The organism is Stappia stellulata, assembly GCF_020176715.1.
Lineage (GTDB): Bacteria > Pseudomonadota > Alphaproteobacteria > Rhizobiales > Stappiaceae > Stappia.
This window is the reverse complement of record NZ_JAIVMF010000024.1, coordinates 20,677-35,303: the sequence shown is the minus strand read 5'-3', so window position 1 is coordinate 35,303 and position 14,627 is coordinate 20,677. Positions and strand designations below refer to the sequence as shown.

The window sequence follows — 14,627 nt, the reverse complement described above, 5'->3', positions numbered from 1 at the left end:
GGCCAACCTCAAACCACGACATCCTAGGCATCTACTTCGGCGCAAATCGTGTCGCAAACATCGATCTCTCTGCGCTATAAACTTGTCACCTATGTCTCCGAACAGGTGTCAACCATCTCTCAAGTCTGAACACTTGATCGGGGATCCATTGGCAACTTCGGCACACGAGGTGGTCCGAGGCGGCGGCCCCGCGCGGTCAGGTGTTCCTTGTCATTCTTCCTCAAACGTCATCGCCGTGCCGTTCATGCAGTAGCGCAGGCCGGTCGGCGGCGGGCCGTCCGGGAAGACGTGGCCGAGGTGGCCGTCGCAGGTGCCGCAGCGGATTTCCGTGCGCAGCATTCCGTGCGAGCGGTCCTCGATCTCGGTGACCGCGTCGGGGGTGAGCGTCTCGAAGAAACTCGGCCAGCCGCAGCCGGCGTCGAACTTGGTATCGGAGCGAAACAGCGGCGTGCCGCAGCCCGCGCAGGAATAGAGCCCGCCCCGGAAGGTGTCCCAATAAGGACCGGTAAAGGGGCGTTCCGTGCCCGCGCGCCTGAGCACGTGAAACTGCTCCGGCGTCAGCTCCGCCTGCCACTCGGCATCGGACTTTCGAACCCTGGGGCGCACGGATGTATCGGTCATGGAAAAGGTCCCGCTTCGCGTTTTGTCGGCGACACTCTCAAATAGGACCGGATCGGCCATGCGACAATGCCTTCGCGGTCGATTGACGAAAGCTTTCGGCCGGGCGCCTAAAACGCTTGCCCCCGGTTTGGACCTGCATGTATGTGGAGCAAATCTTAACGAACACTCGATAGAAAACGTCGATTCGTATTCAACGCCGGCTGTTCTGGCCGGAACATCTTCCTGGGGAGGCCCATGCCGCTGTTCGGACCCGAGGCGACCTTCTTCGCCGTACTGGCGCCGTTTGCCGCCGCGATTGTCGCTCCGGCGCTGACGCGGGCAATGGGCCACAACGCCGCCTGGCCGCTGGCTCTCGTGCCGGCTGCGGTTTTCGTGTTTTTCGCAGGGCTTGTGCCCCAGGTCGCCGGCGGCGAGAGCTTCACCCCGGGCATTGCATGGGCGCCCGCCTATGGTGTGAGCTTCTCCTTCTTCATCGACGGCCTGTCGACGATGTTCGCGCTGCTGATCTCCGGCATCGGCACCTTCATCATTCTCTATGCCGGCGGATACCTGAAGGGCCACGCCCATCAGGGGCGGTTCTTCTCGTTCCTGTTCCTGTTCATGGGGGCGATGCTGGGTCTGGTGCTCGGCAACGACCTGCTGACGCTCTTCGTGTTCTGGGAACTGACCTCGATCACGTCCTTCCTGCTGATCGGCTTCGATCACCTGCGCGCGGCCTCGCGCCGCGCCGCGATCCAGGCGCTGGTGATCACCGGCGGCGGCGGCCTGTCGCTGCTCGCCGGCTTCCTGGTGATCATGAGCGTGACTGGCGAAGCCTCCATGTCGCAGGTGCTCGCCGGCGGCGACGTGCTGCGCGAGCATGCGCTCTATCCGCTGATCCTGCTGCTGGTGCTCGGCGGCGCCTTCACCAAGTCGGCGCAGTTTCCGTTCCACTTCTGGCTGCCGAACGCCATGGAAGCGCCGACGCCGGTCTCCGCCTTCCTGCATTCCGCCACCATGGTGAAGGCCGGCGTCTATCTCCTGATGCGCATGCACCCGGTGCTTGGCGACACGGCGCTGTGGACGACGATCCTCCCCGTTTTCGGCGGCGCGACGCTGATCGTCGGCACGCTGCTTGCCGTGCGCCAGACCGACCTCAAGCTGATGCTCGCCTATACGACGGTCGCCTCGCTCGGCCTGCTGGTGATGCTGACCGGCACCAGCTGGGAAAAGGCCATCGAGGGCGCGGCGCTCTACCTCCTGGCGCATTCGCTGTTCAAGGGCGCGCTCTTCATGGTCGCCGGCACCATCGACCACGAGGCCGGCACCCGCGACGTGACCAGGCTCGGCGGGTTGCGCGGCGCCATGCCGGTAACCTTTGTCGCCGCCTGTCTCGCCGCGCTGTCGATGTCGGGCCTGCCGCCCTTCGTCGGCTTTATCGCCAAGGAATATCTCTACGCCGGGATCTGGGGTGACGGCGGCATCTATTACGCGCTGACGGCGACCGCCGTGATCGGCAACGCGCTCATGCTGGTGATCGCCGCCGCTGTCGCGCTGAAGCCCTTCCTCGGCGCCAAGGTCGAGACCCCGAAACACGCCCATGAGGGTCCGCTGCTGCTCTTCGCCGGTCCCGTCGCCCTGTCGCTGACGGGTCTGGCCACCGCGCTTCTGGCCCATTCCACGGGCGTGTATCTGATCCAGCCGGTGATCACCTCCATCACCGGGGTCCAGAGCACGGTCGACGTGCATCTGGTGCCGGGCTATGTCGGTGCGCCACTGATCCTGTCGGGGCTGACGGTGCTGCTCGGCATCGTGCTCTACCTGAAGCTCGATGCCCTGCGCGCGGCGATGGCGGGCACGCTTGCCGCCATCGGCTGGGGGCCCGACAAGGGCTTCGACCAGGCGATCGCCGGTCTGGTGCGCTTTTCCGCCGCCGTCACCCATCGCCTGCAGAGCGGGCGGATGGACATTTACATGACGCTGACCTTCCTGGTCGCGGCGATCGCGCTGCTGGCCCCGCCGCTGCTGACCGGCAGTTGGCCGGCCGCGCTGGAGATGCCGGACTTCCGCTTCTACGAATGGGGGGTGCTGGCGATTGCCGCCGTCGGTCTGATCGCGGTGCTCACCGCCCGCACGCGGCTGACGGCGATTGTCTCGCTCGGCATCCAGGGCTTCGCGGTGGCGCTGATCTTCATGCTGTTCGGCGCGCCGGATCTCTCCTTCACCCAGTTCATGGTGGAAACCCTCTCGGTGGTGATCCTGGCGCTGGTGATGACACGGCTCAACCTGCAGCCGCGCGATCACCGGCCGATGGGCTACCGGGTGGTCCACGGCCTGATCGCGACGGCGCTCGGCGTCGGCTTCGCCACGCTGCTGATCCGGGTGACCCAGCTCACCTTCGACCGCTCGCTGTCGGACTTCTTCGAGGCCTACAGCCGCACCATCGCCCATGGCCGCAACATCGTGAACGTGATCCTGGTCGACTTCCGCGGCTTTGACACCTTCGGCGAGATCGCGGTCGTCATGATCACCGGCCTCTGCGTGCTGGCGCTGATCCGGGTGCGCCCGAAACGCGCGGCGGAGGGGGCGCTCGACAAGGCGTCCGGCGACGAGGCGCTGTCCAAGCGTGAGGAGGTGCAGGTATGAGAACGATCATCTTCCGCACCATTGCGCCCTATCTGGCCGCGCTGATGGTGCTGTTTTCCATTTTCGTGCTGCTGCGCGGGCACAATGAGCCGGGCGGTGGCTTCATCGGCGGCCTGATCGCCGCCTCCGCCTTCGCCATCTACGGCATCGCCTGCGGCGTCGCCGCCGTGCGCCGCGCGATCACCCTGCATCCGATGACGATCTCGGCCTGGGGCCTGTTCATTGCGGGCCTGTCCGGCCTGCCGTCGCTGTTCCTGGCGCAGCCTTTCATGACCAGCCAGTGGTGGTACGTCCATGCCTTCGGCGTCGAGATCCCGCTGTCGACGCCGCTGTTCTTCGACATCGGGGTCTATCTCGTCGTGGTGGGCTCGATCAGCTCCATCGCGCTGGCGCTGGAAGAAAGGGAGAGTGACTGATGGAAGCCGCCCTTTCGATCCTGATCGGTCTGTTCTTCGCGGTTGCCACCTATCTGTTGATGTCGCGCCAGCTGGTGCGCATCCTGCTCGGCATCGCCATCCTGGGCAATTCGGTCAATCTTCTGATCTTCACCTCGGGACGGCTGATGCGGGAGGTGCCGCCGGTGATTCCGGAGGCCTTCCAGGTGCCGCCCGGACCGATCGCCAATCCGCTGCCGCAGGCGCTGATCCTGACCGCGATCGTGATTTCCTTCTCGTTTTTCGCCTTCCTTCTGGTGCTGGCGTTCCGCGCCTATCAGGAACTGGGCACCGACGACACCAATGAGATGCGGGTGGCCGAGCCGACGGGCGAAGCGTCTCCGCCGCAAGGGTACTGAAGATGGCCGCTACCGATTCCGCCGTGGACCTGTCGCAGGCAATGCGCCTGGAGCCGGTCTTGCCGGCCGACTGGCTGCTGGTCGCGCCGCTGATCATCACCATCCTGGGCGGCGCGCTCTGCCTGATGACGCGCAAGAACACGGCCGCCCAGCCCAAGGTCGCGATCATCTTCCTGACGTTGCTGGTCCTTGCCTGCGCCGGGCTTCTGGCGCATGTGCTGGACAAGGGCGTGGTGACCATGGTCGCCGGCGGCTGGCTGCCGCCCTTCGGCATCGCCTTCACGGTCGATGCGCTGGGAGCGACCCTGGCGCTGACGTCGTCCATCGTGGCGCTCTGCGCCGCCGTCTACGGCATGACCGACGTCGACAATTCCGGCCGGCGCTACGGGTTTTATCCCTTTCTGCTCCTGCTGATGACCGGTGTCTGCGGCGCCTTCCTGACCGGGGACATCTTCAACCTCTACGTCTGGTTCGAGGTGCTGCTGATCTCGTCCTTCGGCCTCCTGGTGCTCGGCAACGAGCGCGCGCAGCTGGACGGCGCGGTCAAATACGCACTGCTCAACATCATCGCGACGACGCTTTTCCTGATCGCCACCGGCCTGCTCTACGGCATTCTCGGCACGCTCAACATGGCCGATATCGCGATCAAGGCGCGCGGCGCCGACGCGAACGGTCCGCTGATGACCGTGGCGGTGCTCTACTTCCTTGCCTTCGCCATGAAGGCCGCCGCCTTCCCGGTGAACTTCTGGCTTCCGGCCTCCTACCACACGCCGCGCATCGTCATCGCCGCCGTCTTCGCCGGCCTGCTGACCAAGGTCGGCGTCTATGCGCTGCTGCGCATCTTCGCGCTGCTTCTGCCCGAGGCGCGGATCGCGCTCGCCGATATCATCGCGCTGGTCGCGATCGCCACCATGCTGACCGGCGTGCTCGGCGCTCTCGCCCAGACCGACGTGCGTCGGCTGCTCGGCTATCTGGTGATCTCCGGCATCGGCTCGATGCTCGCCGGCCTCGCCATCGGCACCACGCCGGCGCTCGCCGGGGCGATCTTCTACGCGGTGCATTCGATCCTGGTGATGACCGCGCTCTATATGGCTGCCGGCATGATGCGGGCGCTCGGCGGGTCCTATTCGCTGCGCGAGCTGGGCGGGCTTTACCGCGCCAGCCCGGCCTTTGCCGCGGTGTTCCTGATGCTCGGTTTCGCGGTCGCCGGACTGCCGCCGTTCTCCGGCTTCTGGCCCAAGGTCATCCTGGTCGATGCCGCCCTCGTCGGCGGTCACGGCTGGATCGCCGGCTCCATCCTCGTCACCGGCCTGCTGACCACCATCGCGGTCGGGCGCGTGTGGATCTACGCCTTCTGGCGGGGCGGCCCGGAGGGGACGGCCGACGGCCAGCTTGTCGCCTTCGCCGTTCCGGCGCCCTCCGCGGTCGGGGCCAATGTCTGGCTGCCGATCGGCGTGCTTCTGGGGCTTGTCGTGCTGCTCGGCGTGCAGCCTGAGTTCATGATGCAGGTGTCGGGTCGCGGGGCGTCGACCCTGAGCGAGCCGATGGGCTATCTCCGGTCGGTCTTTGGGGAGGTCGCGCGATGACCAGCTTGTTCCTGATCAACATCCTGCTCGCGCTCGCCTGGGGCGCGGTGACGGGAAGCTTCGCCGAGGTCAATCTGGTCTTCGGCTTCGTGCTGGGTGCGGGCGCGCTCTACATCATCCGCGAACAGGTCGGAACCCGCGGCTATCTCACGCGCACCTGGCAGATCGTCAGCCTGGCGCTGCTGTTTCTCTATGAGCTTGTCCTGTCGGCCCTGCGCGTGGCGGGGATCGTGCTGCGTCCGAAGATCGTGCTTCAGCCCGGCATCATCGCCTATCCGCTGACCGTCGACCGGGATTTCGAGATCACCATGCTGGCTAATCTGATCACCCTGACGCCGGGCACGCTGTCCGTGGACGTCTCGGACGACCGCAAGACGCTTTTCGTCCATTGCATCGACGTTCCCGATCCGCAGGCGACCATCGACGACATCAAGAACGGGTTCGAACGCAAGATCCTGGAGGCGTTCCGATGAGCGGACTGGAACAATTCGCAAGCGAGTTTCTGGATGTCTGCGTGAACATCTCGCTGGCGATCCTGACCGTCGCCTTTTTTCTGACCGTCGCGCGGATCATCAAGGGGCCGACCTTGCCGGACCGTGTGGTGGCGCTGGACATGCTGGTCGCGCTCGGCATCGGCTTCATCGCCGCCATCGGCATCCAGACGGACTATTACCTTTATGTCGACATCGCCATCGCGCTTGGCCTTGTCGGCTTCCTCGCCACGGTCGCCTTTGCCCGCTTCGTTCTGAACCGCGGACTGGCCAAGGATGCGACCATCGTCGAGGAAGTGAAACGAAGCATCGCGGATCGAGAGGCAGGCCGATGAACCCGGTTTACGAAATCATCGTTGGCATCGTGCTGGTGACCGGCTCCATCTTTGCGCTGATTGCGTCCATCGGCCTGTTGCGCCTCAAGGACGTCTATATGCGCATGCACGCCGGCTCCAAGGCCGGCACGCTCGGGTCGGGCCTGATGCTTGTCGCGCTCGCCGTGCATGCCCATCAGATCGACGTGATCACCCGTGCCTTTGCGGGGGTGGTGTTCTTCCTGCTGACGGCTCCGGTTGCCGCGCATCTTCTGGCCAAGGCCGCCTATGAAGCCGGTTACCGGCCGTGTGCGGATACCAAGATCGACGAGATGGGCAAAGGAAGCGAGTGAAGCCGGTGCCGTGACGTCACTCGGGTGCGTGGCGGGACGGTTTTCAGCCTGAATATTCGTGATCTGCTTCTTTTCCGGGACACGAAATCTAGCGTTTAGTCACGAGTTCCTGCGATGAAGCAGGATCGGGTCATAGATTCTTCCAAGTTTTTTCTTGTGATCTCATTTTTCGCGATATATACGGTTTTCATGCTTTTACGACGGCAGAATCGAAGTCGGTTCGGGTGAAGTCGCAATATCGTGACAGTACGTTGATCGCTTTGGAAAGGCTATTCTGCCGATCTATTTCCGATGTGTACCGACATAACTAGTGGGTGGAAAATGACTGAAATGGTCGCCGACGACAATCTCATCGACCTGACCGCCGATATCGTCTCGGCTTATGTTGCCAACAACACGGTCGCCGCGACCGATCTCGCGGGGCTGATCAACGAGGTGTACAACGCGCTGCACCGCACCAGCACGGCCGCTGTCGAGCCGGAGCCGGAGCCGCTGAAGCCCGCCATCGCGGTGAAGAAGTCCGTGACGCCGGACTACATCATCTGCCTGGAAGACGGCAAGAAGTTCAAGTCGCTGAAGCGTCACCTGCGCACGCATTACGACATGTCTCCCGAGGAATACCGCGAGAAATGGGGCCTTGCGAGCGACTATCCGATGGTTGCGCCGAACTATGCGGCCGCCCGTTCGGAACTCGCCAAGAAGATGGGCCTCGGCCAGCAGCGCAAGCGCACCAAGTAAGCGCGTCCAACTGCCTTTGTCCGGCTCTGCCGGATCCTCACGACCGCCGCGAGATCTCGCGGCGGTCGTTTGCGTTCGGGGGTGCGGCTCCAGCCTCCCTCTTGTGCGGGCTGCCCCGGGCCAGACACAGCGCCATGGCGCGCAGCTGTCGCAGCGCCACCAGCCGGTGCCGGTCGTGGAGCCAGGACCCGGCACGTCCGCGCTCTTTCTCATGGGCAACCGCGCGCTCGAGCCATTGCGCCTGGATCTCAAGGAGCGCGGCCCCGGTCTCGCATCCGGTCTCGCACCCTTCCGGGCTCTCTCTTGGCGGAGTTCGCGAGGGAACCGCCAGTCGTTCGCAAAGCCGTCGGTAGAGCTCCGTGCAGGCCGGCGAGCAGGCATCAGCGGGCAATGTCGGACGCTGCACGACCCCGCCGCCACGACCTGCCATCGGGCAGGCCGCATGCCCGTCCTGTCGGTGTCCCGGGATCATCCCGCATCCCTCCGTCTGCACCTGTCACGCCTGCGGTTGCCCCGCAGCCGCGCTTGGGGGAAAGCCCGAGTATGAGGCCGGTGCCGACGGCGGGAGGAAAGTCGCTGCGCCCGTGCCGGCCAGGCACAGCGGCCGGGCGATTTATCCCCGTGCGTGTATTTCTCCCGTAATGATATAGGAATATAAACCTATGATTGTTGTCGGGAGTTGGAACATGCAGGTCAACCAGAGGGAAACAGGGAACCGGTCTGCCATTGCGTCTGGCGTTGGCTGGCAGGCCGGCGAGGGGAGCGAGGCGGCAAACCGGAGGTCGCGCATCGGAACGGCCGCTGGCGGCGACGCCTTGCTGCTTGCGGAAAACCCCAAGGGCGCGGAGTTGATCGTCCTTGCCTGCGTGATGTCCGCCTTCGGGGTATCGCCAAGGGAGATCGCCGGCCGCAGCCGGGGACTGGCGCATGTGGCGCTCGCCCGTCAGGTCGCGATGTACCTGCATCATGTGGTGTTGCGTCAGACCCTGACGGCGGTCGCAAGGCGGTTTGCGCGCGACAGGACGACCGTGGCGCATGCCTGTCGGGTGGTCGAGGACCGTCGCGACGATCCGGCCTTCGAGGAGTGTCTGGACGCGATCGAACGGGCCATCCAGGGCGCGATTGGACCGCTTCGCCGCTCGCCGCGTGGGCAGGGGTGATGGCGGGCGCCTCCTTGCACGCCCCGTCGCCGGCGGGCGCTCCGACGCAGCGGGCGATCGACCGGCTGCTGACCCGGCTGGGCCGGGCCGAAGCCTGGCGGGTCCGGCCCGCCGGCAAGGCGGATGCCGCGGAGGGTGACGGCTCGGAGCTGTTGCGGCTGGTTCCGGCGTCCGGCACCGGACGCGGCGCCGAGGCCGAGGCCGAGGCCCAAGCCCAGGCCCAGGGCGTTGTCGTGTCGGCCGCCCTCTTGCGGGCGGCGCGGGCACGGGATCTGGTCGAGCGCTGCGACAGGGACAGCGGCGCGCTGCGCATGTCGCAGGCGGGACAGGCGCGGCTGCGCCGGATCTCTTGTGGCGACGACGGGTTTCGCCGCCAGCATCAGCATCGCGGCACGCGGCGCCAGCCGGGGCCGGACGGCTCGGTCGCGCTTCTTGCGGTCGATCACGGGGAAAGCCCGCTTGCCTGGCTGCGCAACCGCAAGGGGCCGGATGGCGCCGCGCTGATCGATGCGGCCCGGTTCGAGGCCGGCGAGCGGCTGCGGGCCGATGTCACCTTCGGGCGGATCGTTCCGGGGCTTGCCACGCAAAGCTGGGACGGGCTTGGCGCCTCCGGCGCGCGGCGGTCGGCGGCCTCCGGCATTGCCGATCTGTCCGATGCGGCGGTGGCCGCCCGCCTGCGGGTCGACCGCGCGCTTGCAGCGGTCGGGCCGGAACTGGCGCCGGTCTTGATCGACGTCTGCTGCGAGCTGAAAGGGCTCGGCGAGGTGGAAAAGGCCCGCCGCTGGCCGCCGCGCTCCGCCAAGGTGGTGTTGATGATGGGGCTGGCGCGGCTTGCCCGCCACTACGGGCTGATGCCACCGGAGGACGGCCGGCGCTAGAGGCGTCGCGCCCGGGGCCCTTGCTCCGGGACCGATCTTGCCTCAGGCCTCGGCGAGGGCCGCGCGCGCGTCGTGGCGGATCTGTTCCACCATGGATTTCAACCCGTTGGCGCGCTGGGGCGTGAGGTGTTCCTTCAGCCCGATCCGGCCGAAGACGCCATCGATGTCGGTCTCCACGATCTCGGCGGCGCTCTTGCCGTTGTAGGTGGAGAGCACGATGGCGACGAGGCCCTTGACGATATGGGCGTCGCTGTCGCCGTCATAGCTCAGGCGGATCGTCCCGTCGGGATCCTGCGTCGCGGTTTTCGACAGCCAGACCTGGGAAACGCAGCCGCGCACCTTGTTGGCCTCCGTGCGCTCCGCTTCGGGAAAGTCGGGAAGCGTGCGGCCAAGCTCGATGACATAGCGGTAGCGGTCGTCCCACTCGTCGAGGAATTCGAAGTTGTCGAGGATTTCTGAAAGCGGAGGGATCATGGCGCCTGTCGGGTCGGGGGGAGAACTCGCACCCGTATATAGTCCGCATCCCTGTCCAAGAAAACCGTTGCCCGGCACCTGTGCGCCGGATCGGGCGCGCAAAGGCGGGGTTTTTGGCCGGGCCGTGGCCTTGTGGATCCGGGGAAAAAGAAAAGGCCGCAGGCGAAAAGGGCAGCAATTCGCCTGCGGCTGGCGGAAAGACCCGCCAAGTGTTGGCGCAAACGTCTGTTTGTGGAGCGCGCCGGGAGTATGTGTGAAAAATCTTGCGGTTGCGCTGATCAGGCTCCGGGGCGGGGCCGCGGGAGCGGGAATGCCGCGTTCGGCGAGAGGTCGACGGTCTCGGCTGCAGGCGGGGCCACGGCCGCCGGGGCCTGCGACCGCGTCGCGGCGGAGGGCAGGTCGAGCGCCCATGCCGGTTCCAGATCGGACGGCGAAAGCGTCCCGGTCGCGCCGGTGACCAGCGTGCCGTCGGCATCCATATAGTCGACGAGGATCTTGGCGCTGACCTTCGCCTTTTCGCCGATCCGGGCGATGGCCTGCCCGCCGGTCGCGCAGGTCTCCGGATTGCGGTCGCAAAAGCCGGAAAGGTCGCTGATGGTCGATTGCGCCGCGAAGAAGGCCTTCACCGGGGATATTCCGGCGGTCGAGCTTTCGTCCGGGCCTGTGTCGATCGGCAGGAGCAGCAGCACCAGACCGATCCAGAATGCGCATCTCAGCAAGAAGAACATGTTTGCCGCCCTTCGTTCAGTCGTCCTGTTCAAGGTCGGTTCCGATCGCCGCAGACGGGTCGTCGGGAACCGTTATGCCCGCACATTAGCAGGCACGTTCAAAAAAGCGGTTGCGGCCCAAACCTGCATTTTCATCAAATTCGCGACGAGTTTTCGCAAAATTTGCATCAAATTTTAGCGAAATTGACGCGCCCGCCGCCGGGCCGCGTGCAAATCCGAAAAGCGATGGTTTCACGGTTCCTTAAGCCGTTCCTGTGACCATTGCAGACAAGATTGGCGAACAAACGGCAGGCGTGCCGGGACCAGGAATATGATGCCAGAGTATCGGGATCGGCTTCGGCGCGGGCTTGCGCTCGTCGACCAGTTGGTCCACCCGTCGGCGGCGCGTGATGCCGCCGGCCTCTCCAGACACCGGGCCTTCATCGGCGCGCATCTGGCATGCGGCGCGCTGGCGCTTGCCGTGCTGCCGATGCTGCTTGCCTTGCACGGACCGTTGTCGCTCACCGCCATTCTGGTCTTCGCCTGGGCCCTGACGCAGCTGCCGCTGGCGATGTATGTCTCGCGCAGCGGCGCGCTCGCCCGCGGGCAGCTTGGCTCCGCCGTCACATCCGCCGGCTTCGTCGCCGGACTGGCCGCGCTGAGCGGCGGCCTTGCCTCGCCGGCGCTGCCCTTTTTGGTGCTGGCCCCGCTCGAAGCCGCGCTCACCCGCCGGCGCGGCCCGGTCGTCCTGACGCTTTTCGTCTGCCTTGTCCTGGTCGCAGCCCTCGCGGGCGCCGATGCCGCCGCCCTTTTGCCGGCCGCGCCGGAACCGCTCTTCGGGCTGCTGCCCGCCGGCGCCGTCGCGACCGCGATGGCCCTGATGCTTGCAAGCCTTCTCGCACTTGCCTTCGTCGCGGACCTGCGCGCCGCCGAGGGGCAGGCGCGGGGCGAGGCGGGACGTCACAGGCTGCTCGCGCTCCATGCCCGCGATGCGGTCGCCGTGCATGAGAGCGGCGGGCGGATTGCAAGCATTTCACCCACGGTGCGCGGCCTGTTCGGCCTCGCGCCGGCCGAATTCGCAGGTGACGGCTTTTTCCAGCGCCTGCATGTCGGCGACCGGCCGGCCTATCTGAAGGCGGTCTCCGACACGGACGCCGACGGCGCCACGCGCCGGCTTGAGCTGCGGCTGCGCCGGGGCGGCAGCCGGCCGGGCGAAACCGGCGTCTCCGATTTCGGCTGGATCGACTTCGAGGTGATGAACGATGCCGAAAGCGGGCGCGTCGTCTCGGTGATCCGTGACATCGACACGCGCCGCGAGATGGAAGCCGACCGCGATGCGGCCCGCGAAGCGGCGGACGCGGCGCAGGAGGCGCGCTCGCGGTTCCTGGCGACCGTCAGCCACGAACTGCGCACGCCGCTCAACGCGATTCTCGGCTTCTCCGAGCTGATGCGCAAGCTGCCGCAGGCAGCCGCCGACACCCGGAAGGTGCAGGACTACGCCGGCCTGATCCACCAGTCGGGCAGCCACCTGCTGCAGCTGGTCAATGACATGCTGAACATGGCCCGTATCGAGGCGGGCCAGTTCCGCATCACGGTCGAACCCGTCGACATGCGCAACTGTCTGGACGGCTGCCGGCGGATGATGGCGGCGGAAGCCGAACAGGCCGGCCTGCGCCTGTCCTCCGATATTCCGCTCGATCTTGGCGAATTCACCGCCGATCCTCGCGCCTGCCGGCAGATCGCGTTGAACCTGCTTGCCAATTCGGTGAAGTTCACACCTTCCGGTGGACGGATCGTGCTCTTTGCCCGCAAGGAAGCCTCGGGGCTGGTCTTCGGCGTGCGCGACACCGGCGTCGGTATTTCCGGCGCCGATCTGGCACGCGTGACGAAGCCCTTCGTGCAGGCAAGCGACGGCACCGCGCGCGCCCACGACGGCGCCGGCCTCGGACTGTCGGTGGTCAAGGGCCTGGCCGAGTTGCACGGCGGGCGGATCTCGCTTGAAAGCCGCGTCGGCGCGGGAACCTGCGTGACGGTCTATCTGCCGGTCGGCCAGGCTCCGCTGGCGGCGAAGGCGGACCCGGCGGATGCCAGGCCTGTGGCCGCATCCGCCCCCGGCGTCCGTGTCGCAGCCGACCCCGCGCAGGACGCGGTGAGGCGGATTGCATGACCCGGGGGCTGGAATGAGCGAGGGACGGCGCAAGACCAGGGCACCGCAGGTCAGGACCCGGGCGGCGGAGCAGGACACCTCAAGCTCCGGCGGCGGGCTCGGCGCGGCCGCGCTCGACAATCCGGTCGCCGCCGGCGGCTGGCTGGTCATGGTGCTGACCGGCTTTTTGATCATCGCCAATGCGACGGCGTTTCAGTCGGGCCGTCATCCGGCGCCGTTGGTCGCAACCAGGGACCGCGCGTCACCGCCCGCGCAAGCTGCGCCGGCCACTCCCGACCGGGCGACGCTGCAGGCGCAGAAGCTGGTGCGCGACATCCAGGTCGAATTGCGCCGCCTCGGCATGTACGAGGGGCCGCTCGACGGCCTCAAGGGCCCGGCGACGGAGCGCGGAGTGCGCGCCTATCAGCGCGCCCGCGGCCTGGCCGAAACCGGCCGTGTCAACGAGGCCTTGATGGCACGGCTGGCCCTCGACACCGGCGACGGGGTCAACGGGCCCGATGCGCCGCCGCTGCCGCCCGTGCCGCCGGCCTCCGTCCCGGGAGCCTCCTCCGCGCCACCTTCCGTGACACCCTCTGCGGCGCCATCCGCGGCGCTGTCGCCGGAGCGCGCGCGGATCGTCGGCATCCAGTCCGCACTGGCGGAACTGGGCTACGGTCCGATCGAGATCGACGGCTATGCCGGCGAGCAGACCTCCAATGCGATCCGGCGCTTCGAGCTGGACCGTGGTCTTCCGATCAACGGTGCCATCACAGAGCGCATCGCGACGGAACTGGAAAACGTTCTGGGCCGGCCGCTGGCGAGGTGAGTATGCTGGGGCGCGATTCGCGCTCCTGACGAGCGTGCCGCCGGAGCCCCCAATGCGCCTGACATCCGACTTCTTCGTTTCCGCACTGCTGCGCCGCTGCTTTTCGGAAAACGCCTATGCCAGCGTTGCCTCCAAGGGCGCGCTGGAGGCGGGGGCGATCTATATCATCGTCGACCGGCGCGACGGGTCGTTCGATCTCTACGGCCCGGCACCGCAATCGGCCTTTGACGAGACGACGCCGGGCGGCCGGCTGTTCGAGGCCTTGTTGACGGCAGCTCCCAAGGAAGACCTCGACCGCCGGCTTGCCTCCGAGCGGCGCATGGACCCGGATGTCTGGATCGTCGAGATCGAGGACCGCGAGGGCCGCGTGTTCTGGGACCTTGCGGACGGCTGACGGCCCGCGTGCGGTGCGGTTCGCGCTCGCTGCGTCCCCCCGGCTTCACAAACCCCTTTCAAAGTGCCGCGTCGGACAGGCGCCGACGCGCTGCGTGCCTCCGTGCGACCGCCCCGGTGGAGCGGCCCGCGACAGGCCTGAATAGGCCGATACCTGTTCCTCTTCGCTCCCTGTCCAAACGCTTCGGCGCCCATGCGGGGCTTGGCGACGTGTCGCGCGGGATCGGAACCGGCAGCTTCTTCGTCATCCTCGGACCGTCGGCGCGACCGCAGGAGCCGGGTGGAAGGCAGTCTCCAGATGGCGGGGTTCGACGGTTTCGCCAGCGCAAGCCCGCGTCCCGGTCCGGCGGGCAACGCAAGCGGGTGGCAGTGGCGCGCTGCCTGGCCCGGGCGGCCGGGACGGTGCTGATGGACGAGCCGCTGGCCAATCTCGACCCGCATCTGCGCCAACGGCTGACCCCGGGCGAGACCGTTCCGGTCAGCCGTGCCTCCGGCTGACGCCTGCCAGCCGGGTGAGGCTGA

The 14,627-nt window shown here is 66.8% G+C and carries 18 protein-coding genes; 14 read left to right on the top strand and 4 right to left on the bottom strand.

Features of this window, described 5'->3' with window-relative positions:
• Positions 1 to 210 precede the first annotated feature (210 nt).
• Positions 211 to 621: a peptide-methionine (R)-S-oxide reductase MsrB gene (gene msrB, locus LC092_RS19420; RefSeq protein ID WP_224809209.1), complete on the bottom strand. Its 411-nt coding sequence runs from the start codon at positions 619 to 621 to the stop codon at positions 211 to 213.
• Between the two features lie 234 nt (positions 622 to 855).
• Here msrB and LC092_RS19415 point away from each other — a divergent pair, with 234 nt between their 5' ends.
• The 8 genes from LC092_RS19415 (at position 856) to LC092_RS19380 (ending at position 7,521) form a co-directional block, all read left to right on the top strand.
• On the top strand, positions 856 to 3,246 hold the full coding sequence (locus LC092_RS19415; RefSeq protein WP_224809208.1) for a putative monovalent cation/H+ antiporter subunit A: 2,391 nt from the start codon (positions 856 to 858) through the stop codon (positions 3,244 to 3,246).
• Positions 3,243 to 3,662: a Na+/H+ antiporter subunit B gene (locus LC092_RS19410; RefSeq protein ID WP_224809207.1), complete on the top strand. Its 420-nt coding sequence runs from the start codon at positions 3,243 to 3,245 to the stop codon at positions 3,660 to 3,662. The genes LC092_RS19415 and LC092_RS19410 overlap by 4 nt, the downstream gene beginning before the upstream one ends.
• Complete coding sequence (locus LC092_RS19405; RefSeq protein ID WP_224809205.1) at positions 3,662 to 4,039, top strand: Na+/H+ antiporter subunit C; 378 nt, start codon at positions 3,662 to 3,664, stop codon at positions 4,037 to 4,039. The genes LC092_RS19410 and LC092_RS19405 overlap by 1 nt, the downstream gene beginning before the upstream one ends.
• 2 nt (positions 4,040 to 4,041) lie before the next feature.
• Positions 4,042 to 5,625, top strand: a complete 1,584-nt coding sequence (locus LC092_RS19400; RefSeq protein ID WP_224809203.1) for a Na+/H+ antiporter subunit D — start codon at positions 4,042 to 4,044, stop codon at positions 5,623 to 5,625.
• Complete coding sequence (locus LC092_RS19395; RefSeq protein WP_224809201.1) at positions 5,622 to 6,098, top strand: Na+/H+ antiporter subunit E; 477 nt, start codon at positions 5,622 to 5,624, stop codon at positions 6,096 to 6,098. The genes LC092_RS19400 and LC092_RS19395 overlap by 4 nt, the downstream gene beginning before the upstream one ends.
• The gene (locus tag LC092_RS19390) at positions 6,095 to 6,451 is read left to right on the top strand and encodes a cation:proton antiporter (RefSeq protein WP_224809199.1); all 357 of its coding nucleotides are present in this window, start codon (positions 6,095 to 6,097) and stop codon (positions 6,449 to 6,451) included. Before LC092_RS19395 ends, LC092_RS19390 begins: the two co-directional genes overlap by 4 nt.
• A complete protein-coding gene (gene mnhG / locus LC092_RS19385) occupies positions 6,448 to 6,783 on the top strand; it encodes a monovalent cation/H(+) antiporter subunit G (RefSeq protein ID WP_029059849.1) in 336 nt (111 codons plus the stop codon). Before LC092_RS19390 ends, mnhG begins: the two co-directional genes overlap by 4 nt.
• A gap of 321 nt (positions 6,784 to 7,104) precedes the next feature.
• Positions 7,105 to 7,521 carry a MucR family transcriptional regulator gene (locus LC092_RS19380; protein WP_224809198.1) on the top strand — a complete coding sequence of 139 codons (417 nt, stop codon included), beginning with the start codon at positions 7,105 to 7,107 and terminating at the stop codon, positions 7,519 to 7,521.
• A gap of 37 nt (positions 7,522 to 7,558) precedes the next feature.
• Here LC092_RS19380 and LC092_RS19375 read toward each other — a convergent pair whose 3' ends face one another.
• Positions 7,559 to 7,993, bottom strand: coding sequence for a hypothetical protein (locus LC092_RS19375; RefSeq protein ID WP_224809196.1), 435 nt, complete (start codon positions 7,991 to 7,993; stop codon positions 7,559 to 7,561).
• A 214-nt stretch (positions 7,994 to 8,207) separates the two neighbouring features.
• Between LC092_RS19375 and LC092_RS19370 the strand changes: the two genes are divergently transcribed.
• Positions 8,208 to 8,681, top strand: a complete 474-nt coding sequence (locus LC092_RS19370) for a helix-turn-helix domain-containing protein (RefSeq protein ID WP_224809194.1) — start codon at positions 8,208 to 8,210, stop codon at positions 8,679 to 8,681.
• Complete coding sequence (locus LC092_RS19365) at positions 8,681 to 9,559, top strand: DUF6456 domain-containing protein (protein ID WP_224809192.1); 879 nt, start codon at positions 8,681 to 8,683, stop codon at positions 9,557 to 9,559. The genes LC092_RS19370 and LC092_RS19365 overlap by 1 nt, the downstream gene beginning before the upstream one ends.
• 42 nt (positions 9,560 to 9,601) lie before the next feature.
• Here LC092_RS19365 and LC092_RS19360 read toward each other — a convergent pair whose 3' ends face one another.
• Positions 9,602 to 10,033, bottom strand: a complete 432-nt coding sequence (locus tag LC092_RS19360) for a SufE family protein (protein WP_224809190.1) — start codon at positions 10,031 to 10,033, stop codon at positions 9,602 to 9,604.
• 278 nt (positions 10,034 to 10,311) lie between these two features.
• Positions 10,312 to 10,761, bottom strand: a complete 450-nt coding sequence (locus LC092_RS19355) for a DUF5330 domain-containing protein (protein WP_224809188.1) — start codon at positions 10,759 to 10,761, stop codon at positions 10,312 to 10,314.
• A 310-nt stretch (positions 10,762 to 11,071) separates the two neighbouring features.
• Here LC092_RS19355 and LC092_RS19350 point away from each other — a divergent pair, with 310 nt between their 5' ends.
• From LC092_RS19350 to LC092_RS21360, 4 genes are all read left to right on the top strand, one after another.
• Complete coding sequence (locus tag LC092_RS19350) at positions 11,072 to 12,907, top strand: PAS domain-containing sensor histidine kinase (protein ID WP_224809185.1); 1,836 nt, start codon at positions 11,072 to 11,074, stop codon at positions 12,905 to 12,907.
• 13 nt (positions 12,908 to 12,920) lie between these two features.
• A complete protein-coding gene (locus tag LC092_RS19345) occupies positions 12,921 to 13,712 on the top strand; it encodes a peptidoglycan-binding protein (protein WP_224809183.1) in 792 nt (263 codons plus the stop codon).
• A gap of 52 nt (positions 13,713 to 13,764) precedes the next feature.
• Positions 13,765 to 14,106 carry a DUF1491 family protein gene (locus LC092_RS19340; RefSeq protein ID WP_224809182.1) on the top strand — a complete coding sequence of 114 codons (342 nt, stop codon included), beginning with the start codon at positions 13,765 to 13,767 and terminating at the stop codon, positions 14,104 to 14,106.
• A gap of 209 nt (positions 14,107 to 14,315) precedes the next feature.
• Positions 14,316 to 14,603: an ATP-binding cassette domain-containing protein gene (locus LC092_RS21360; protein ID WP_412103621.1), complete on the top strand. Its 288-nt coding sequence runs from the start codon at positions 14,316 to 14,318 to the stop codon at positions 14,601 to 14,603.
• The last annotated feature ends 24 nt before the right edge of the window (positions 14,604 to 14,627 follow it).

Coding starts and splice junctions, on each gene's coding strand:
- LC092_RS19345 (WP_224809183.1), top strand. CDS start 12,921: ATGAGCGAGGGACGGCGCAAGACCAGGGCACCGCAGGTCAGGACCCGG.
- msrB (WP_224809209.1), bottom strand. CDS start 621: ATGACCGATACATCCGTGCGCCCCAGGGTTCGAAAGTCCGATGCCGAG.
- LC092_RS19360 (WP_224809190.1), bottom strand. CDS start 10,033: ATGATCCCTCCGCTTTCAGAAATCCTCGACAACTTCGAATTCCTCGAC.
- LC092_RS19415 (WP_224809208.1), top strand. CDS start 856: ATGCCGCTGTTCGGACCCGAGGCGACCTTCTTCGCCGTACTGGCGCCG.
- LC092_RS19355 (WP_224809188.1), bottom strand. CDS start 10,761: ATGTTCTTCTTGCTGAGATGCGCATTCTGGATCGGTCTGGTGCTGCTG.
- LC092_RS19340 (WP_224809182.1), top strand. CDS start 13,765: ATGCGCCTGACATCCGACTTCTTCGTTTCCGCACTGCTGCGCCGCTGC.
- LC092_RS19350 (WP_224809185.1), top strand. CDS start 11,072: ATGATGCCAGAGTATCGGGATCGGCTTCGGCGCGGGCTTGCGCTCGTC.
- LC092_RS19380 (WP_224809198.1), top strand. CDS start 7,105: ATGACTGAAATGGTCGCCGACGACAATCTCATCGACCTGACCGCCGAT.
- LC092_RS19395 (WP_224809201.1), top strand. CDS start 5,622: ATGACCAGCTTGTTCCTGATCAACATCCTGCTCGCGCTCGCCTGGGGC.
- LC092_RS19375 (WP_224809196.1), bottom strand. CDS start 7,993: ATGATCCCGGGACACCGACAGGACGGGCATGCGGCCTGCCCGATGGCA.
- mnhG (WP_029059849.1), top strand. CDS start 6,448: ATGAACCCGGTTTACGAAATCATCGTTGGCATCGTGCTGGTGACCGGC.
- LC092_RS19405 (WP_224809205.1), top strand. CDS start 3,662: ATGGAAGCCGCCCTTTCGATCCTGATCGGTCTGTTCTTCGCGGTTGCC.
- LC092_RS19370 (WP_224809194.1), top strand. CDS start 8,208: ATGCAGGTCAACCAGAGGGAAACAGGGAACCGGTCTGCCATTGCGTCT.
- LC092_RS19365 (WP_224809192.1), top strand. CDS start 8,681: ATGGCGGGCGCCTCCTTGCACGCCCCGTCGCCGGCGGGCGCTCCGACG.
- LC092_RS19390 (WP_224809199.1), top strand. CDS start 6,095: ATGAGCGGACTGGAACAATTCGCAAGCGAGTTTCTGGATGTCTGCGTG.
- LC092_RS19400 (WP_224809203.1), top strand. CDS start 4,042: ATGGCCGCTACCGATTCCGCCGTGGACCTGTCGCAGGCAATGCGCCTG.
- LC092_RS19410 (WP_224809207.1), top strand. CDS start 3,243: ATGAGAACGATCATCTTCCGCACCATTGCGCCCTATCTGGCCGCGCTG.